The 18,137-nt window shown below is 73.3% G+C and carries 16 protein-coding genes; 11 read left to right on the top strand and 5 right to left on the bottom strand.

From position 1 onward, the window contains the following. Window positions 1–8 precede the first annotated feature (8 nt). The 7 genes from HNR30_RS09740 (at window position 9) to HNR30_RS09710 (ending at window position 9,881) form a co-directional block, all read left to right on the top strand. Window positions 9–1,676 (top strand): peroxidase family protein, encoded by a 1,668-nt coding sequence (locus HNR30_RS09740; protein WP_220133389.1) that lies wholly within the window; start codon window positions 9–11, stop codon window positions 1,674–1,676. Next, on the top strand, window positions 1,673–3,247 hold the full coding sequence (mdlC, locus tag HNR30_RS09735; RefSeq protein WP_181609426.1) for a benzoylformate decarboxylase: 1,575 nt from the start codon (window positions 1,673–1,675) through the stop codon (window positions 3,245–3,247). Before HNR30_RS09740 ends, mdlC begins: the two co-directional genes overlap by 4 nt. Window positions 3,248–3,256: 9 nt before the next feature. After that, window positions 3,257–4,567: an FAD-binding oxidoreductase gene (locus tag HNR30_RS09730; RefSeq protein ID WP_181609425.1), complete on the top strand. Its 1,311-nt coding sequence runs from the start codon at window positions 3,257–3,259 to the stop codon at window positions 4,565–4,567. Continuing rightward, a complete protein-coding gene (locus tag HNR30_RS09725) occupies window positions 4,564–5,802 on the top strand; it encodes a cytochrome P450 (protein WP_181609424.1) in 1,239 nt (412 codons plus the stop codon). The genes HNR30_RS09730 and HNR30_RS09725 overlap by 4 nt, the downstream gene beginning before the upstream one ends. Then, on the top strand, window positions 5,799–7,229 hold the full coding sequence (locus HNR30_RS09720; RefSeq protein WP_181609423.1) for an alpha/beta hydrolase family protein: 1,431 nt from the start codon (window positions 5,799–5,801) through the stop codon (window positions 7,227–7,229). The genes HNR30_RS09725 and HNR30_RS09720 overlap by 4 nt, the downstream gene beginning before the upstream one ends. Continuing rightward, window positions 7,226–7,453, top strand: coding sequence for a hypothetical protein (locus HNR30_RS09715; RefSeq protein WP_181609422.1), 228 nt, complete (start codon window positions 7,226–7,228; stop codon window positions 7,451–7,453). Before HNR30_RS09720 ends, HNR30_RS09715 begins: the two co-directional genes overlap by 4 nt. Window positions 7,454–7,556: 103 nt before the next feature. Then, window positions 7,557–9,881, top strand: a complete 2,325-nt coding sequence (locus tag HNR30_RS09710; RefSeq protein ID WP_181609421.1) for a protein kinase domain-containing protein — start codon at window positions 7,557–7,559, stop codon at window positions 9,879–9,881. Between the two features lie 12 nt (window positions 9,882–9,893). On the opposite strand, the gene HNR30_RS09705 is transcribed toward HNR30_RS09710, so the two are convergent. The 3 genes from HNR30_RS09705 to HNR30_RS09695 are packed head-to-tail and all read right to left on the bottom strand — an operon-like array spanning window position 9,894 to window position 13,272. Then, entirely contained in the window at window positions 9,894–10,757 is an 864-nt protein-coding gene (locus HNR30_RS09705) for a carbohydrate kinase family protein (RefSeq protein ID WP_181609420.1), read from the bottom strand. A 15-nt stretch (window positions 10,758–10,772) separates the two neighbouring features. Next, on the bottom strand, window positions 10,773–11,798 hold the full coding sequence (locus tag HNR30_RS09700) for a LacI family DNA-binding transcriptional regulator (protein ID WP_181609419.1): 1,026 nt from the start codon (window positions 11,796–11,798) through the stop codon (window positions 10,773–10,775). Window positions 11,799–11,808: 10 nt separating this feature from the next. Then, window positions 11,809–13,272, bottom strand: coding sequence for a glycoside hydrolase family 13 protein (locus HNR30_RS09695; RefSeq protein WP_246377983.1), 1,464 nt, complete (start codon window positions 13,270–13,272; stop codon window positions 11,809–11,811). Window positions 13,273–13,514: 242 nt separating this feature from the next. Here HNR30_RS09695 and HNR30_RS09690 point away from each other — a divergent pair, with 242 nt between their 5' ends. Continuing rightward, window positions 13,515–14,801 carry an ABC transporter ATP-binding protein gene (locus HNR30_RS09690; RefSeq protein WP_181609417.1) on the top strand — a complete coding sequence of 429 codons (1,287 nt, stop codon included), beginning with the start codon at window positions 13,515–13,517 and terminating at the stop codon, window positions 14,799–14,801. A gap of 37 nt (window positions 14,802–14,838) precedes the next feature. On the opposite strand, the gene HNR30_RS09685 is transcribed toward HNR30_RS09690, so the two are convergent. Further along, window positions 14,839–15,453, bottom strand: coding sequence for an ACT domain-containing protein (locus HNR30_RS09685; protein ID WP_181609416.1), 615 nt, complete (start codon window positions 15,451–15,453; stop codon window positions 14,839–14,841). A 155-nt stretch (window positions 15,454–15,608) separates the two neighbouring features. Here HNR30_RS09685 and HNR30_RS09680 point away from each other — a divergent pair, with 155 nt between their 5' ends. The 3 genes from HNR30_RS09680 to HNR30_RS09670 are packed head-to-tail and all read left to right on the top strand — an operon-like array spanning window position 15,609 to window position 17,408. Next, window positions 15,609–16,193: a TetR/AcrR family transcriptional regulator gene (locus HNR30_RS09680; protein ID WP_181609415.1), complete on the top strand. Its 585-nt coding sequence runs from the start codon at window positions 15,609–15,611 to the stop codon at window positions 16,191–16,193. Next, a complete protein-coding gene (locus HNR30_RS09675; RefSeq protein WP_181609414.1) occupies window positions 16,177–16,665 on the top strand; it encodes an FBP domain-containing protein in 489 nt (162 codons plus the stop codon). Before HNR30_RS09680 ends, HNR30_RS09675 begins: the two co-directional genes overlap by 17 nt. Next, entirely contained in the window at window positions 16,662–17,408 is a 747-nt protein-coding gene (locus HNR30_RS09670; RefSeq protein ID WP_181609413.1) for an MBL fold metallo-hydrolase, read from the top strand. Before HNR30_RS09675 ends, HNR30_RS09670 begins: the two co-directional genes overlap by 4 nt. Here the strand turns inward: HNR30_RS09670 and HNR30_RS09665 are convergent. Continuing rightward, window positions 17,386–18,129, bottom strand: coding sequence for an SAM-dependent methyltransferase (locus tag HNR30_RS09665; RefSeq protein WP_181609412.1), 744 nt, complete (start codon window positions 18,127–18,129; stop codon window positions 17,386–17,388). The two genes, HNR30_RS09670 and HNR30_RS09665, sit on opposite strands and share 23 nt — an antisense overlap. Between the last annotated feature and the right edge of the window lie 8 nt (window positions 18,130–18,137).

Below are 18,137 nucleotides of genomic sequence, written 5' to 3'. Positions count from 1 at the left end.
ATCGAAGGGTGACTCAAGAATGGCACCACGGGGGCCTGCCCGGCCAGCTGCGCAGGCTGGCCCGGCTACGGGACACCTTGCGCGAGCACAACCTGCACGACACCCACGGCGCCGGGGGCGAACGTCCCCGGCGCCCGGGGCCGCCCCCGGCCCACCGCAGCTACGACGGCTCCGGGTATGACACGCGCGACGCCGACATGGGGGCGGCGCACACCCGGTTCGACCGCAACGTCCCCCTCGACCTGACCTTCCGCGGACCGGGCCTGATGGATCCGAGCCCGCGCGAGGTGAGCAACCGCCTGCTGGCCCGCACCGCCTTCCAGCCCGCCACCACGCTCAACGTGCTGGCGGCGGCGTGGATCCACTTCCAGGTCCACGACTGGTTCAGCCACGGGCGCAACACGCACGACGAGCCGCTGGAGGTGCCGGTCGCCGGGGACGACCCGTGGCCGTCGCGGCCGATGCGGGTGCGGCGCACCCGGCCAGACCCGGCCGCGCACACCGTGCCGGGCGCGCCCCCGACGTTCGAGAACACCGTGACGCACTGGTGGGACGGCTCGCAGATCTACGGCAGCGACGAGGCACGCTGCCGCGCGCTGCGCACCGGCGAGGACGGCCTGATGACCGTGCTCGACGGCCGCCTGCCGGCCGACGGGCTCGGCCTCGACCTGACCGGCTTCTCCGACAACTACTGGGTGGGCCTCTCGCTGCTGCACACCCTGTTCGTCAAGGAACACAACGCCGTCTGCCGCATGCTGCGACGCGCCTACCCCTCCTGGGGCGACGAACGGCTCTTCCAGACCGCCCGCCTGGTCAACGCCGCGCTGATGGCGAAGATCCACACCGTCGAGTGGACACCCGCCCTGCTCGACAACCGCGCCGTACGGCTGGGCATGCGCATCAACTGGCGCGGCCTGGTCGGCAGGCCCTTCAGGTCGGAGGTGCTCGGCGGCATCCCCGGCTCCCCCACCGACCACCACGGCGTGCCGTACTCCATCACCGAGGAGTTCGTCACCTGCTACCGCATGCACCCGCTCATCCCCGACGACTGGAAGATCCGCTCGCACGTCACCGGCGAGGTCGTGGCCGAGACGGACTTCACGCCCCTGCAGGGGTACGGCACGCGCGCGGTGGTGGACGAGCACGGCTGGTCCGACCTGTTCCACACCTTCGGTGTCACCCATCCGGGCGCGATCACCCTGCACAACCACCCCGACGCGCTGCGGAACCTGCGCGGCATGTTCGGCGAGCACCTCGACCTGGGCACCGTCGACGTGCTGCGCGACCGCGAGCGGGGCGTGCCCCGCTACACGGCCTTCCGCCAGGCGCTGCACAAGCCGCCGATCCACGACTTCACCGACCTGTCGGACGACCCCGAGCTGAAGGAGGTCTACGAGGGCGACATCCACAAGATCGACGCGATGGTCGGCATGTACGCCGAGCAGCCGCCTCCCGGCTTCGCCTTCTCCGACACCGCCTTCCGCCTGTTCGTGCTCATGGCCTCGCGCCGGCTCAAGAGCGACCCCTTCTTCAGCTCCCTCTACACCCCCGAGGTCTACACGCCGGAGGGGCTGCGCTGGATCGCCCGCTCCGGCATGGCCGACGTGCTGCGCCGCCACCACCCGGAGCTCGACCCCGGGGTGCGCAACCTCTTCACCCCCTGGAGGCCGCTGTGACCACCGTGCGCGAGGCGCTCCACGACTGGATGCGCGGCAGGGGTCTCACCACGCTGTTCGGCAACCCCGGCTCGACCGAGCTGCCGATGCTCGACCGTTTCCCCTTCCGCTACGTCCTGGGCCTGCAGGAGGCGGTCGTGGTCGGCATGGCCGACGGGTTCGCCGCCGCCTCGGGCACGCCCGCGCTGGTCAACCTGCACACCGGGCCGGGCGTGGGCAACGCGATGGGCGCGATCCTGACCGCCGCGGCCAACCGCACCCCGATGATCGTCACCGCCGGGCAGCAGACGCGCGAGATGCTCGCCATCGAGCCGCTGCTCACCAACGTGGACGCCACGCTGCTGCCCAGGCCCGCGGTCAAGTGGGCGCACGAGCCCGCCAGGGCGGCCGACGTGCCCGCCGCCTTCGAACGTGCCTACCACCTGGCGTGCGCTCCGCCCTGCGGCCCCGTCTTCCTGTCGCTGCCGATGGACGACTTCGACCAGCCGGCCGCGCCGGTGACGCTCCGGTCGGTCGCGCACGCGGCCACCGCCGACGTCGGCGAGCTCGCCGCCCGCCTCGACCGGGCCCGCAGGCCCGTGCTGGTGGTCGGGTCCGGGGCCGGGTGGGAGGCCGCGATCGCGCTGGCCGAGCGCTGCTCGCTGCCGGTGTGGGAGGCGCCGCTGGAGGGACGGCTGGCCTTCCCGCACGACCACCCGTGCTTCCAGGGGCAGCTCGCGCCCGCCATCGCGCCGCTGGCCGGCCAGCTGTCGGGGCACGACCTGGTGATCGTGGCGGGGGCGCCGGTCTTCCGCTACTACCCGCACCTGCCGGGCCCCTACCTGCCGGAGGGGGCCGAGCTGGCGCACCTGACGTGCGACGCCGCCGAGGCCGCCCGCGCCCCGGTCGGGTCGGCGCTCGTCGGCGACGTGCCGTCGGCGCTGCGGGCGCTGGCGGCCCTGTGCGAACCCCGCGAAGGCCTCCCGCCCCGGCGCCCTGAACCGGCCCCCGCCGCGACCCCGGTCTCCGGCTCCCGGGCCTCCCGCGCGCCGGTCGTGGCCGCCGGTTCGCCGACCGGCGCCGACCGGCTGGACCCCGCCGCCGTCATGGCGACACTGGCCCGCGCCGCACCCGCCGACACGATCTGGGTCAACGAGTCGCCCTCCAACCGCCCCGCCTTCCACGACCAGATCCGCCCCGGCCTGCCCGGCTCGTTCTACTTCTCCTCCGGAGGAGGCCTCGGCTACGGCATGGCGGCCGCCGTCGGCGTGCAGCTGGCCCGGCCGGCGCGCCGCGTCATCGCGGTCATCGGCGACGGCTCGGCGCAGTACGCCGTCCCGGCGTTGTGGAGCGCCGCCGCCTACGGCGTGCCGGTGACGTTCGTGGTGCTCTCCAACTCCTCCTACGCGGTGCTCAAGTGGTTCGCCGGGCCGCTGGCCGTACCCGGACTGGACATCCCGGGCATCGACATCGTCTCCATCGCCCGCGGCTACGGCATCCCCGCCACCACCGCGCGCAGCGCCGCGGACCTCGACGCCGAGATCCGCCGCACCGGGCACTCACCCGCCCTCATCGAGGTCCCCATCCGTTAGGAGGTTGCCGTGGATCTGGTCGAAACGCTCGAAACTGGCTGCCGAGTCTCCCTCGACGTCGACGCCTACGCGCGCGACAGCGCCCCGTTCTGCCCCGCGGGCGTCGCCGCCGTCGTGGCGCTCCCCCGGACCGTGCAGGAGGTCCAGCACGTGCTGCGCACCGCCTTCGAGCTCGGGGTCCCCGTCGTGCCGCAGGGCGCGCGCACGGGCCTGGCCGGCGCGGCCAACGCCGTCGACGGCTGCGTGGTGCTGTCGCTGAAGGGGCTCGACCGGGTGCTGGAGGTCGACCCGGCCAACCGCCTCGCGCGATGCGAGCCCGGCGTCACGACGCGGGCGCTGCAGGAGGCGGTCGCGGCGCACGGGATGTTCTACCCGCCCGACCCCGTCTCCGCGCAGGTCTGCACGATCGGCGGCAACATCGCCACCGGCGCGGGCGGCCTGTGCTGCGTCAAGTACGGCGTGACCGGCGACTACGTGCTCGGGCTCGCCGTCGTGCTGGCCGACGGGCGGCTCATGCGCACCGGCCGTCAGACCGCCAAGGGCGTGGCGGGGCTCGACCTCACCAGGCTCTTCGTCGGCTCCGAGGGCACGCTCGGCGTGATCGTCGAGGCCACCCTGGCCCTGCGGCCCGCACGCGGCCCGCGCCAGGCGCTCCTGGCGCAGTACGGCACGGCGACGGAGGCGGGCCAGGCCGTCGCGGCGATCATCGCGGCCGGGCACCAGCCCTCGGCCCTGGAGCTCATGGACCGCACGACCTGCGGCGCGATCCGGGAACTCGGCCACGACCTGGCCGCGGCGCCTGCCGTGATCGTCGAGTGCGACGACGGCGGCCTGCCCGCCATCGCCGCGCTCATCGGCGGCACCGTCACCGACCGGGCGCTGGAGCTGCGCCGCCTCATCGCCCCCGCGATCAGCCGCGTCGCGGCCGGCATCGGCGGCAGGCCCACCGCGTTCATCGAGGACGTGGCGGTGCCCCGCGGCGAACTCGCCACCCTCATCGACCGCGTGGAGCGGATCGCCGACGCCCACGGATTGTTCATCGGCACCACCGGCCACGCGGGCGACGGCAACCTCCACCCCGTCGTGGTGTTCGACTCGGCCGACCCGGTGATGGCCGAGCACGCCGCCACGGCCTACGACGAGATCATGGCCGCCGGCCTGGACCTGGGCGGCACGATCACCGGCGAGCACGGCGTGGGGCTGCTCAAGCGCGACTGGCTGGCCAGGGAGCTCGACCCGGCCGCCCTGCTGCTCCAGCGCGGCGTCAAGACGGTCTTCGACCCGACCGGCATCCTCAACCCCGGGAAGGTGTTCCCATGACCGACGTGATGGCACCCACCTCGCTGCCCTGCGCCACCGTCGCCGAGAACGCGGCGCTGACCGCGACGTTCTTCGCCCCCAGCCTCCTGCGCGGCACGATCACCTCCGTCGGAGCCGGCCACACCCTGACCACCCGCCTCGACACCCTGCGCCGTGCCCAGCGCCTGATGGCCGGGCTCAGATCCAGGTACGGCGGAGCGGTCCTGGTCCGCGGACCGGGCGGGCCCACCCTGCTCGTGCTCGGCCGCGAACAGGTCCGGCGGGTGCTCACCGCGCCCGACGACCTGTTCTCCCTGGCCAGCCCCGAGAAGGTCAACGGCCTGGGCCCCTTCCTGGAAGGCACGCTGCTGCTGTCGTCAGGCCCGCCGCGCGAGGACCGGCGCGGCTTCGTCACCCGGGTGCTGGAGGAGCCCACACTGCGGGCCCGCTTCGCCGCCGTCGCCCGCGAGGAGGCCGCCACGCTGGTGCCCGGCGTGCTCACCTACCCGGCGCTGAACGAGTGCTGGAACCGCGTCGCCCGCCGCTGCCTCTACGGCGACGGCGCCCGCGACCTGACCGAGCTCAGCACCCTGCTCGCCGACCTGCGGCGCGCGGGCAACTGGCTCGGACTGCGGCAGGGACGCCAGCGGGAGCTGTCGGCCCGCTACGACGCGCTCATCCTGCGCGAGCTGGCCAGATCCGAGCCCGGCAGCCTCGCCGGGGCGGTCGCGTCCCAGCCGCACCCCGCCTCCGCGTGCCCCGTCCGCCAGGCCGCCTTCTGGCTCATGGGCTTCACCGTGCCGCCGCCCGGCCTCATGCAGGCCCTGGCGCTGCTGGCCGCCCGCGGCCCGGCCGACCCGCGCGCCGCCCTGCTCGAAGGGCTGCGGCTGTGGGCGCCGGTGCCCGCGCTCATGCGCACCGTCACCTCCGACACCAGCTGGGAGGGCGCCCGTCTGCCCAAGGGCACCAGCGTGCTGATCCCGCTCATCCTGCACCAGCGCGACCCCGCCCTGCCGTACGCCGACCGGTTCGCGCCGGAGATCTGGCTCGACGGCACCGCCGAGCGGGAATGGCTGATCGCCCCCTTCAGCCGGGGGCCGGGGCAGTGCAAGGGCATGAACCTGGCGCTGCACGTGGGGGCCGCCTTCCTCGGGGAGGTGGTCAGGCTCGCCCGGGTACGCGGGCCGTACCTGCCCGAGCCCCTGCCGCTGATGCTCGACACCCTCAGGCTGCGACTCGTCCTGGAGGCGCGATGATCCCCTCCGAGCACCCCGCGCCCTGCGCCTCGCCGTACGCTGCAGGACGCCGGAGCGGCGAGCACGCCGGCGGCTGCGAACACCGTCACCACGACGGCGACCCCGCGCGGCAGGAGGCGGCCGAGCGCACCCTGCGGCGCGCGGCGGCGGAGCTGGCGGCGATCGCCGACCGCATCCGGGCGATCAGCGAGCGCACCTCCGCCACCCTGACCGACCCGCGGATGGCCAGGCGCGCCGCGGCGCGGCCGTGGAGCGCCGCCGAGGCCTACACCGCCCTGCTGCGCGCCGCCACCCACCCGCGCGGGCTCGGCTTCGCCTTCGGCGGGCTGCCGGCCCGCCTGGGCGGCATGGTCGGCCTGGAGAGCCTGGGACGCCACGTGGCCGTCACCTCGCTGCGGCTGCGCATCGCCGCCGTCGCCGTCGGCCACCCCGAGCTGCTCACCGACCCCGGCACCAGCCGCCTCATCGACGCCGTGACCGGTGACCGCGACATCGCCACCGGCACGATCATGCGGGCCATGATCGCCGAACGGGGCGCGTCCGAGGCCATGTCCGCGGTGGCGCCGATCGCCATGGAGGTGCTGGCCGCGCGCGCCCTGCTCGACGAGAACCCGTTCAACGACGGCGCCGGATGGGCGATCGCCACCGGACGCCAGCCCGACGCCGAACCCCTGTTCGGCCTGGCCACCCGCGCCATCACCCGCTGGGACCGCGGCGAAGGCGCCGCGGCCCCGGTCGCGCCGCCGCCCGGCCTGGCCGAGCACGGCGGCGTGCTCTCCTTCCTCGGCAACGTCGCCGTGCTCGGCACCGACGGCCGCGTCCTGCTCCAGGAACTCGACAACGGCCGCTACGTGGTGCACGCCCCCGGCATGGGCTTCGGGCGGCCCATCAACGACTCACCGCAGGACTTCGTCGGAGCGGGCCGCAACGCCATGCTCGGCGACTCCCCCTACGTGCGGGCCCTGGCCAAGGCGATCGCCGCCTTCGGCGTGCCCCAGGGCGCGCGGGTGGCGCTCGTCGGGCACAGCGAGGGCGGGGCCGCCGTGATGAACCTCGCCCAGAACCCCGCCTTCTGCGCCCGCTACCACGTCACCCACGTCGTCGCCGTCGGCTCGCCGATCGACTTCAAGGTGTGCGCCGACCCCGCCACCTGGGTAGCCTCCATCACCAACCAGCACGACATCGTGCCCGCCCTCGACGGCGTCGGCACCGGCGGCTGCTTCGACCTGCACCCCGACTGGTACGTCGTCGACTACACCCACCCCAGCCACCGCTTCCCGCAGTGCCACAGCATCGCCGTGTACCTGGCCGACCTGCGCGACCTGCTCACCGACGAACGGCGCGCGATCGACACCGAACTGTCCGCCTACCAGGGCGCCGTGGTCCGCGGCCAGGTCTACCGGCTCCACGACAGGGAGGCCCGATGAACCCCACCGTGTCGCGGCTGCGCGCCGACGCGGCCGAACTCGCCGAACTGGCCCAGCGGCTGAAAGTGGTCGCCGCCTCCGTGCCCGACCCGCCGCCCTGGCTCACCGCGGCGCTCGCCCGGCACTCCGCCCGATGCACACTCGCCTCCACCCACCTCGCCCAGGCCGCCAGAGCCGCCAACCGGCTGGACAGGGAGGCGCCACGGTCGGCCGTCCTCCGTTAGAGTCTTGGGAGTATCAGGCGATTGGGCGAATCGGGCGTCTGACTCGGCTGACTCGGCCAGAGGAGAACGGTTGGGTCGCGACAATGGTGAAGGGACGGCAGCGGTGGGACAGCAGGGTCCGCTGACCCCCCAGGACCCTCCGGCGGTCGGTTCCTACCGGCTCACCGGCCGTCTCGGCTCGGGCGGCATGGGCACCGTCTACCTGGCCACCTCCCCCGACGGCGCCAAAGTGGCGCTCAAGGCGATCCGCCGCGACTACGCGGCGGACCCCGTCTACCGCGAACGATTCCACGAAGAGGTCTCCAACGCCCAGCGGGTCGCATCCTTCTGTACGGCACGCGTGCTCGACCACGGCGAGGACAACGGCGTGCTCTACCTGGTCACCGAGTACATCGAAGGCGTCTCGCTGGAAGACCACCTGCTGGCCCACGGGGCGCTGCCGCACTCGATGCTGCACTCCGTCGGCGTCGGCGTGGCCGCCGCGCTCACCGCCATCCACGCGGCCGGACTCGTGCACCGCGACCTCAAACCGGCCAACGTCATGCTCACCCTGGCCGGGCCGCGCGTCATCGACTTCGGACTCGCCCGCTCCAGCCACGTCGGCGGCTCCCGGCACACCAACGTCGGCATGGTCATGGGCACCCCCGGGTGGATCGCGCCCGAGCAGGTCTTCGAAGGGCGCACCAGCCCGGCGGCCGACGTGTTCGCGTGGGGGTCGCTCATCGCCTACGCCGGCCTGGGCGGGCACCCGTTCGGCTCAGGCGACGCCTACGTGATGGCCGCCCGTGCCCGCACGGCGCCGCCCGACCTGCGCGGCCTGCCGGCGCCGCTCGACCGGCTCGTCGCCACGGCCATCCACCCCGACCCCGCCCGGCGGCCGTCGGCCACGCAGCTGCTGCTGGAGCTCGTGGGGGCGGCCGAGAGCGGCGGGGCACAGCAGGCGGCCAACCGGTTCCTCACCAACTCGTGGGACCCGGCCGCCTTCCCGCCGCCGGTGTTCGGCACGGGCCAGTTCCCCGAGCAGCGCGGGGCGCGCGGCACGGGCCAGTTCCCCGAGCAACGCCCCCACCCGGCCTCCGCCCCACCCCCGTCGGCCCCACCCCAGGGTGTGCCGCCTCAAGGGGTGCCGCCTCAAGGGGTGCCACAGGGCCCGCCTGCCGGCCCGCCACAGGGTGCGCCGCCCCAGGGCCCCCCGCCCGCCAGCCCGTCGCAGGGTCCGATGCCCGCCAGCCCGTCGCAAGGCCCGCCGCCCGCCAGCCCGTCGCAGGGTGCGACGCCTCAAGGCCCGCCCTCGCAGGGCGCGCCTCAGGGGCCGCCGCCCGGCGTGCCGCAGGGCCTGCCGCCCCAGGGGCCGCCATCGCAGGGTGCGCCTCAGGGGCCGCTCGGCGCGCCGGCCTCGCAGGGGCCGTTGTCGCAGGGGCCATCCTCGGTGCCACCTGCCGCTCCAGCAGGCGCGCCGCCGGTGCCTCCCGCCTACGCTGCCCCGCCTCCCGGCGCTCCGGCCTCGCAGGGCCCTGCGCCCGTGGGCCCTGCCCCGCTGCCGCCGTCCGGAGCGCCGTCCTCCGGTGTGCCGCCGCGGCCGGGATCGGCGGATCCGACGCGCACCGGGCCGGTGCCGTACGGCGCCGGTGCGCCACCGAGCCACGCCGGCGGGCCGCCGAACAGCCACGCCAGCGCGCTGCCGAGTCATGCCAGCGGGCCGCCGAGTCATGCCAGCGCACCGCCGAGCCACGCCACCGGTTCACCGAGCAGCCACGCCAGTGCCCCGCCCGGCCATGCCAGCGGGCCACCCAGCCACGCCGGTGCGCCGAGCCACGCCGGGGGGCCCGTTCCTCCGGGGCATGGTGGTGCGCCGGTGCCTCCCGGTCGGGGGCTCGGGCCGTCGGGGACGGCTCGGATGCCGCACCCCCATGCCCGTGGCCCCCTGCGTCACCCCCACCAGCCCGCCGGTGCCAGGCGGGGGCTCGGTGGCGGGTGTCTGGCGGTGATCATCGTGGCCGTGATCCTCCTGGGCCTCCTGATCGGCATGGTCTGGATGATCCTGCGCGCCCCCGCCGGCTTCGGCTCCACCGGGGAGGCGGCCCACGACGGCAGGCTGGCCTTCACGGTCACCAAGTCCGCCTGCCCCAAGCCCCGGGGCAAGGCCTCCACCCGCACCTGCACGATCTCCCTCAAGGTGCGCAACACCGGCCAGGAGGGCAGGGTGCTCTACCCCGGCCACCAGAAGCTGGTCGACGCCGCGGACGCCGCCTACGCCGCCGCCAGGCTGCTCGACAGGGCGGGCAGGCAGCTGGCGCCGACGCGGGTGGAGCCGGGCGGGTCGTTCACGGGAGCGCTGGTGTTCGAGCTGCCGACGAAGAGCCGCCCGCGAAGCGTCGAGCTGCACGACTCGGGCCTGAGCCGCGGCGTGCGTGTCCCCCTGGCCTGAGCCGTACCCCTGCTAGCGCGTGCGGGCGAGCAGTGTCTCCAGGGTGATGGGCGCCTCGTGGGTGCCCGCGCTGGTGCAGGCGTGGGCTCCCGCCACGGTGCCGAGGCGGACGCAGTCCTGCGCCGACAGGCCGTTCAGCGTGCCGTACAGGAAGCCGGAGACGAACGCGTCGCCCGCCCCGTTGCTGTCGACGACCGGTCCTGGCAGCGGGGCGGCGGGGAAGGCGCGCAGTTCGCCGTCGCGTTCCAGCAGCAGGCAGCCGTCGGCGCCGAGCGTGCACACGACGGTGTGCGCGCGGCCGAGCGAGAGGATGGAGCGCATCGCCTCGGCGGGGTCGCCGAGCTTGGTCCCCGACAGGAACACCAGGTCGGAGCGGTAGGCGAAGTCCTTGTGGTAGTCGTTGACGCCGTCCCAGTCGTGCAGGTCGGTGGAGAACGGCACGCCGGACAGCTCGTCGTAGACGGGCCGGGCGAAGTCGGCGATGGAGACGTGCACGTGCCGGGCGGGCACGTCGTAGAGCTCGCGCGGCAGCCGCTCGCCGGGGGTGGCGCGCACGTCGAACAGCGAGGTGCGGCGGCCGTCGGGGCCGACGAGGAGCACGCTGCGGCGGGTCCCGGCTGCGGCGGGCGCCCAGGCGAGGTCGACGCCGGTCAGGCGGCCGCGGATGAGCGCGCCCTGCGGGTCGTCGCCGATGAGGTCGGCCAGCCGTACGGACAGGCCCAGGGCGGTGCAGCCGAGGGCGACGCCGGAGCCGGTGTTGCCGATGCGGTCGACGACGGGCGGCACGAGGTAGGTGTCGGCGTACGGCAGGGGCAGCGAGGGCACGTAGACGGTGCTGTCCACGCCGGTCCCGCCGATGACGAGAACGTCGTACAAGGGGGGTGGAACCTTTCAGCGGTTGACGAGGGGCCCTGAACCGGTGGATCCGCGCACGACGAGTTCGGGCTGGAAGATGAGCTCGATGTGCTTGGCGGGCGCGCCGTTGACCTCTTCGAGGAGGGTCTGGACGGCCGCCGAGGCCATGGCGCCGATGGGCTTGCGCACGGTGGTCAGGGGCGGGTCGGTGAAGGCGATGAGGGGCGAGTCGTCGAAGCCGACGACAGAGACCTCGCCGGGCACCGACAGGCCGCGCTCGCGGCAGGCGCGGATGGCGCCCAGGGCCATGAGGTCGCTGGCGCACACGATGCCGGTGCAGCCGCGCGCGAGCAGTTGCGCGGTGGCGGCCTGGCCGCCTTCGACGGAGAAGAGCGAGTGGGAGATCAGGTCGTCGGTGTCGGTGGCGCCGAGCAGTTGCGACATGGCCTGCTTGTAGCCCTCGATCTTGCGGATGACCGGGACGAACCGGCGCGGGCCGAGGGCCAGGCCGATGCGCTCGTGGCCGAGGTCGACCAGGTGCTGGACGGCCAGGCGGGAGGCGAGCCGGTCGTCGGGCGAGATGAAGGGCGCGTCGATGTGCTCGTTGTAGCCGTCGACCAGCACGATGGGCAGCCCGCGGTCGATGAGGCGGGTGTAGCGGTCCATGCGGGCGGTGGTGTCGGCGTGCAGTCCTGACACGAACACGATGCCGCTGACGCCCCGGTCGACGAGCAGTTCGGTGAACTCGTCCTCCGGTGCGCCGCCGGGCAGCTGCGTGCACAGCACCGGCGTGTAGCCGTGCTGGGTCAGCGCCTTCTCGATGGCCTGGGCGAAGGCGGGGAAGATGGGGTTGTCGAGCTCGGGCGTGACGAGGCCGACCAGGCCGTTGCTGCGCTGGCGCAGGCGCTGGGGCCGCTCGTATCCCATGAGGTCGAGCGCGGTCATCACGGCCTGCCGGGTGGAGTGGGAGACTCCCGGCTTGCCGTTGAGCACCCGGCTGACGGTGGCCTCGCTCACCCCGGCCTGGGCGGCGATGTCGGCTAGACGGGCGTGACCGTTCATGAGGGACACTTTACGCAACCTTTCCCCTCCACCACTGGGTGGAATCGGCCGAACCCGGCGTGTCGCTGGCCAGGAGCAGCTCGCCGTCGACGAGGCCGTCGGTCGAGCCGCCGAGCGAGACCGCGCACACGAAGTCGCCGCGGGAGAACAGCAGCGTGTCGTCGGGCGAGTCGTGCCAGGTCAGGGGGCCTTCGAGCTCCTTGCGCAGGCGCAGGGCGGCCCGGTAGAGCTCCAGGGTGGAGCCGTCCTCGCCCTGCTGGGCCTCGACGCTCAGTGACGACCATTCCGCGGGGATCGGCAGCCAGGGCCGGTTCCAGCCGAGGGCGCGGGTCCACGGGATCGGGACGCGGCAGCCGTCGCGGCCGCTGTCGGGGTCGCGCAGCCGCTGCGGGTCCTGGCACACCTCGTCGGGCAGGTCGAGCACCTCGGGCAGGCCCAGTTCCTCGCCCTGGTAGACGTAGGCGGAGCCGGGCAGGGCCAGCGTGAGCAGGGCCGCGGCGCGTGCCCTGGCCAGCGAGCCGTAGCGGGTGACGTGCCGCTTGACGTCGTGGTTGGACAGCACCCACGTGGTGGGCGCGCCGACGGAGCCGGCGGTGGCCAGGGACTCGTCGATGACCGCGCGCAGCGCCCCGGCCTGCCAGGGGGCGAACAGGAAGTGGAAGTTGAAGGCCTGGTGCAGTTCGTCGGGGCGCACGTAGTTGGCCAGGCGTTCGGGCGTGGGCGCCCACGCCTCGGCGACGCCGATGCGCTCGCCCGGGTAGGAGTCGAGGATCTTGCGCCAGCGGCGGTGGATGTCGTGCACGCCGTCGTTGTCGAAGTACGGCACGGGCTCGGTGCCGATGAGCCTGACCTGGTCGGGGTGGCCGATGTCGGGCAGGTCGTGCGGCTTGACCATGCCGTGGGCGACGTCGATGCGGAAGCCGTCGACGCCCAGGTCGAGCCAGAAGCGCAGGACCGAGTCGAACTCGGCGTGCACCTCCGGGTTGTCCCAGTTGAGGTCGGGCTGGGCCGGGTCGAACAGGTGCAGGTAGTAGGCGCCGTCGTCGGTGCGGGTCCAGGCCGGGCCGCCGAAGATCGACTCCCAGTCGTTGGGTTCGGCGCGGAAGATGTAGCGGTCGCGGTGCTCGCCGCGCAGCGCCTGCTGGAACCACGGGTGCGCCGAGGAGGTGTGGTTGGGCACCACGTCCACGATCACCCTCAGGCCCAGGGCGTGGGCCTCCTCGATCAGCCCCTTGGCGTCGCCCAGCGTGCCGAACAGCGGGTCGACGTCGCGGTAGTCGGCCACGTCGTAGCCGAAGTCGGCCATGGGCGAGGTGTAGAAGGGGGTCAGCCAGACCGCGTCCACGCCGAGGTCCTTCAGGTACGGCAGGCGGTCACGCGCGCCGATCAGGTCGCCCACCCCGTCGCCGTTGCCGTCGGCGAAGCTGCGCACGTAGATCTGGTAGATCACCGCGTCGCGCCACCACTCGCTCATGAGTCCCCTCAGTGTCAGTTTGCTCGCATCCATGGAAGTGCTTGCCGCAAGTTTACGCAAGTCTTTTCATGTCCTGGATGTCATGAAATATCCAGGCGTTCCACCGCGAAGAGAAGGGGCAGTCTGTCCGAAATATGGGACCAAAATATGAGCCGGGATGATTTTTTACGTTAACTCTGGACACCCAGCGTTAACGCGCGATGTACTACCTCATCAATCACTCGTGCAAGGTGTGGCCCCTCATGAGCACAGTCGTTCTCGACAAGGTCACCAAGGTCTACCCTGGTGGCTTCCTGGCCGTCGACCGCGTGAGCCTCAAGGCCGAGAACGGTGAGTTCCTCGTGCTGCTCGGCCCCTCGGGCTGCGGCAAGTCGACATTGCTCCGCATGATCGCCGGCCTCGAAGAGGTCACCGACGGCGACGTGTGGTTCGACGGCAAGATCGCCAACTTGCTGTCGCCGCGTGAGCGTGACGTCGCGATGGTCTTCCAGAACGGCGCGTTGTACCCGCACCGCACGGTGCGCGGCAATCTGTCCTTCCCCCTGGAGATCGCCAAGGAGGATCCCGGCGCCACCCGCGACAGGGTCGCCAACCTCTCCAAGGCGCTGCACATCGAGGAGACCCTGGACAGGCGCCCCGGCACGCTGTCGGGCGGCCAGCGCCAGCGGGTGGCCATGGGCCGTGCCATAGTGCGTCAGCCGAAGCTGTTCCTCATGGACGAGCCGCTGTCGAACCTCGACGCCGGCATGCGCACCGAGCTGCGGATGGAGATCTCCCAGCTGGTCCGCTCGCTCGGCGTCACGACGATCTACGTCACCCACGACCAGGTCGAGGCGCTGACACTGGCCGACCGCATCGCCATCCTCAACCGCGGCGTGCTGCAGGACGTCGGCACCCCCGCGCAGATCTACAACGACCCCGCGACCGCGTTCACCGCCGCCTTCCTCAACTCCCAGCAGCTCAACCTGGTGAGCGCGGTGGTGCACACGCCCCAGAACAACTACGTGCTGCTCGACATGGGCCCGCACCACCTGATCCTGCCTTGGAGCGATCCGCGCGCCTACGCCACCTCTCAGTACGTCGGCAAGCCCATCCTGCTCGGCATGCGCCCCGACGGCCTGGCCCCGGTCCCCGAGTCGTACGACGGGCCCTCCGTGCTGGGCCGGGTGCGGGCTCTGGAGTACCACGGGCACGAGTGGCTGGCCTACGTCGAGTGCGGCATCCCGGCGGTGCCGGTGCCTGAGCCCCCGGACCCCCGTGCCAAGGCCAACGGGCACGCGGCCGGAACGGGCGGCCTTCGCGGCATGGTGCAGCGCATGTTCCGCTCCCCCGTCGACGAGCAGGTGGTCGACCAGGAGCAGGTGGGCCAGAACGTCGGCAGCGGCATCCACCGCCGGTCGGACCTGATCGTCCGGCTCGGCGCGCGGCCGGTGTGGCGGGTGGGCGACCCGTGCAAGGTCGGCGTGGATCTGAGCCGGGTGATGCTCTTCACCGTGGACGGCGCCAGGATCGACCCTCCTCGCCGTTAGGCTGACTGGAAACGATTACTCCGCCTGACATCGCCTGTCAGCCGGAGGCCAGTCTGGCCACGACGTGCACGAGCTGGACCGTGCGCTCCAGCTCGGCCCGGTGGTAGGGCGGGCCGTCGGAGCGGGCCACCACGAGCACGTACGGCCCCGCGGGGATGACCATGAGCTTGGCCTCCCCTTCGGTCAGCGTCTGCGGCCGCAGGGGGCCACCGCCCTGCAGCTTGACCTGCTCGGGCGCGCTCACGCTGCGCAGCCGTACCTCCTCGCCGGCCAACGCGGCGGCCCATTCGGCCCCGCACAGGGCGGGAAGCGCGTCGACGAGTGTGGCGAAGCCGCGTCCCGGCTCGGCCGCCACGTGCAGCAGCAGGTCGTAGTCGGGAGCCGTGCCCGGCACCTCCCTGGTCGGCCAGGCGCCCTCCACCCGGATGCCGGGCACCGACGACAGCCGGGCGGCCACCGTCTCGGAGGTGACGCCCGCTCCGGCCAGGGCCGAGGCGGGCCAGTCGACCAGGAAGTCGTCGACCGCGCGCCCGGCTTCGCGCTCCAGCACGGTCACCTGCAGGATGTCGGCTCCCAGCACGCCCAGCGCCCTGGCCACCTGGCCGAGCCCGCCCGGCCGGTCGGGCAGCGAGATCCTCAGTCGCAGCAGCATGGGCACCGTCCTTCTGATCGTCATCGGGCACAACGGTGCCGTAGCGAGATTTCGGGCACGTTCCACGGATGTTTCACCAGCGTGCGCCCCCGTTCAAGGCCCTTGCGGCAAAAATCCGTTTGCCCAGGAAACCTAGAGCTCTTAGGTTAGTGGCTATGAGTCCTAGGATGGGGTTGACCGGCGAGCGGGTCACGATGGCGGCGGCCGAGCTGGCCGACGAGGACGGCTTCGCCAACGTCACCGTCTCCGCGCTGGCCAGGCGGCTGGGCGTCAAGGACGCCAGCCTCTACTCCCACGTGCGCAACCTGCGTGACCTGCGGGTGCGCGTGGGGGTGCTGGCCACGGAGGAGATCTCCGACCGGATCGCGCCCGCCGTCGCGGGACTGTCCGGGCACAGGGCTCTGGCCGCCTTCGCGACCGCGATCCGCGGCTACGCCCGCGACCATCCCGGCCGCTACGCCGCCACCCAGTTGCGGGTGGAACCCGAGGAATGGGGCGACTCGCCCGGTCCCCGGCGAGCCGGTGAGCTCACGCTGGCCCTGCTGCGCGGGTACGACCTGGAGGAGCCCGACGCCACCGACGCGGTGCGACTGCTGCGCAGCACGGTCTACGGCTTCATCGACATCGAGCTGACCGAGGGCTTCGCCCACCCGCGCGAGCTGGACGCCTCGTGGGAGCGCATCCTGCTGGCCCTGCACCACACCTTCACCGATTGGAAGAACCATGAGAGCACTGACTGAGAACGAGATCCGCGCCAGCTTCGTCAACTGTTCCAAGGGCGACGCCAAGCGCATGCGCCTGCCGCGGGAGACACCATGGGAGGACCTCGACTTCCTGGGCTGGCGTGATCCCGGCGCCCCCGATCGGGGCTACCTGGTGGCCGAGCACGGCGAGCAGCTCGTCGGGATCGCCTTGCGCGCCTCCACGGAGGTGCGGCGGGGTTTCTCCAAGTCGACCGTCTGCTCGGTCTGCGTGACCCCGCACTCCGGCAGCGGCGTGGCGTTGTTCGTGGCCGCCCGTGCCGGAGCGGCGGGGCGGCAGGGCAACAGCGTCGGCACCTACCTCTGCTCCGACCTGGCCTGCTCGCTCTACGTGCGCGGCCTGCGCCTGAGCGACTTCCGCCAGCGCATCGAGACGCTGTCGGAGCAGGAGCGCATCGAGCGGCTGACGACGAACATCGGCGGCTTCCTCGATGAGATCCTGGCCGGATGAGGATCACGGTTTTAGGAGGGTGCGGCGCCTGGCCCGCGGCCGGGCAGGCCTGCAACGGCTACCTCGTCGAGCAGGAGGGCTTCCGCCTGCTGATCGACCCCGGCTACGCGGTGGTGCCGCGGCTGCTGGAGGTGCTCGACGCGGCCGAGGTCGACGCCGTGCTGGTCAGCCACGGCCATCCGGACCACTGCGCCGACCTGCACCCCCTGCTGCGGGCCAGGGCGCTGTCGGACGCGCCCGCGGCCGCGCTGCCGGTCCACTCCCTTCCGGGCGCCCTCGACGCCGTGCTGGCGCTTGACGGCGCCGGGGCGTTGCGCGGCGCCTACGAGGTGCGGGCGTTCGAGGCGGGCGACGGCTTCGAGCTCGGCCCCTTCCACGTCGAGTCGTGGCTGCTGCCGCACTGGGTGCCCAACGCGGGTCTGCGGCTGAGCGCGGGCGGCGGCACGCTGGCCTACACGGGCGACAGCGGGCCCTCGCCGTCGCTGCTGGAGCTGGCACGCGGGGCCGACCTGTTCCTCGCCGAGGCGACCTATCCGGAGCAGGTGCCCGCCGACGCCGCGCCGTACCTGTCGTCGGCACTCGACACGGGGGTGACCGCCGCCAGGGCGGGCGTCGGGCGGCTGCTGCTCACCCACTGGTGGCCGGGCACCGACCTGGCGCTGCCCGAGGCGGCCGCGCGCCGTACCTTCGACGGTCCCGTCGAGGTGGCCAGGCCCGGGCTCAGCGTGGAACTCCCAGGATGAGGTAGGCGAAGCCCATCACGTCGCGGTGCCCCCGCAGCCAGAGGGCGCGCAGCTCGTCGGCCTTGGCCCGCACCTCGTCCGCCTGAGCGTGGCCGGGGTTGTCGAGCAGCCACTCCTCCAGCTCCGCCGTGAAGCACGACTCGAACGCCTCCCACTCGCCGCGGGTGGCCCGCTCGACGCGCAGCGGGCGGAATCCCGCCGCGACCGCCTGGTCGACGAGCTCGGGCAGCTCGACGCAGTCGGCGGCCGTGGTGCCCGGCCACATGCGCGCCAGGCGCTCCTCGTCGGGCACCCGCTCCCAGAACTCCGCCGCGAACAGCAGCCGTCCACCCGGGGCGACCAGCTTCCTCAGGACGGCCAGCGCCTCGGGGATGGTGCCGAACGCCTGGTAGGCGCCGACGCTCAGCACCAGGTCGGAGGGGGTGTCGTGGCCCGCCGCGTCACCGGCGGTGAAGCTCGCCCTGCCCTCCAGGCCCCTGGCCACGGCATTGCGGCGGGCGCGGTCGAGGTCGGGCTCATGGCGTTCGATGCCCAGGCCGGTGGCGCCGGGGACGGCTTCGAGCAGGCGCAGCAGGAGCTCGCCCCACCCGCAGCCGAAGTCGGTGATGGTGGCGGGTGCCCGCTTGGCCAGCTCGGCGACGAGATGCCGGGCGCGTTCCTCCGAGAGCGGGGCGTTGAAGTCGAGCAGGGAGCCGGTGCCGGGAGCGGGTGGTGTCGTCATCCGCCGGA

The sequence above is a fragment of the Nonomuraea soli genome, assembly GCF_013761175.1.
GTDB lineage: Bacteria > Actinomycetota > Actinomycetes > Streptosporangiales > Streptosporangiaceae > Nonomuraea > Nonomuraea soli.
The sequence above is the reverse complement of the archived record's forward strand: the minus strand, read 5'-3'. Positions and strand labels throughout refer to the sequence as shown.

Excerpts from the sequence above, each read along its gene's own strand:
- HNR30_RS09680 (WP_181609415.1), top strand. The coding sequence starts at position 15,609 with ATGAGTCCTAGGATGGGGTTGACCGGCGAGCGGGTCACGATGGCGGCG.
- HNR30_RS09665 (WP_181609412.1), bottom strand. The coding sequence starts at position 18,129 with ATGACGACACCACCCGCTCCCGGCACCGGCTCCCTGCTCGACTTCAAC.
- HNR30_RS09670 (WP_181609413.1), top strand. The coding sequence starts at position 16,662 with ATGAGGATCACGGTTTTAGGAGGGTGCGGCGCCTGGCCCGCGGCCGGG.
- HNR30_RS09720 (WP_181609423.1), top strand. The coding sequence starts at position 5,799 with ATGATCCCCTCCGAGCACCCCGCGCCCTGCGCCTCGCCGTACGCTGCA.
- HNR30_RS09725 (WP_181609424.1), top strand. The coding sequence starts at position 4,564 with ATGACCGACGTGATGGCACCCACCTCGCTGCCCTGCGCCACCGTCGCC.
- HNR30_RS09715 (WP_181609422.1), top strand. The coding sequence starts at position 7,226 with ATGAACCCCACCGTGTCGCGGCTGCGCGCCGACGCGGCCGAACTCGCC.
- HNR30_RS09695 (WP_246377983.1), bottom strand. The coding sequence starts at position 13,272 with ATGAGCGAGTGGTGGCGCGACGCGGTGATCTACCAGATCTACGTGCGC.
- HNR30_RS09700 (WP_181609419.1), bottom strand. The coding sequence starts at position 11,798 with ATGAACGGTCACGCCCGTCTAGCCGACATCGCCGCCCAGGCCGGGGTG.
- HNR30_RS09675 (WP_181609414.1), top strand. The coding sequence starts at position 16,177 with ATGAGAGCACTGACTGAGAACGAGATCCGCGCCAGCTTCGTCAACTGT.
- HNR30_RS09690 (WP_181609417.1), top strand. The coding sequence starts at position 13,515 with ATGAGCACAGTCGTTCTCGACAAGGTCACCAAGGTCTACCCTGGTGGC.
- HNR30_RS09685 (WP_181609416.1), bottom strand. The coding sequence starts at position 15,453 with ATGCTGCTGCGACTGAGGATCTCGCTGCCCGACCGGCCGGGCGGGCTC.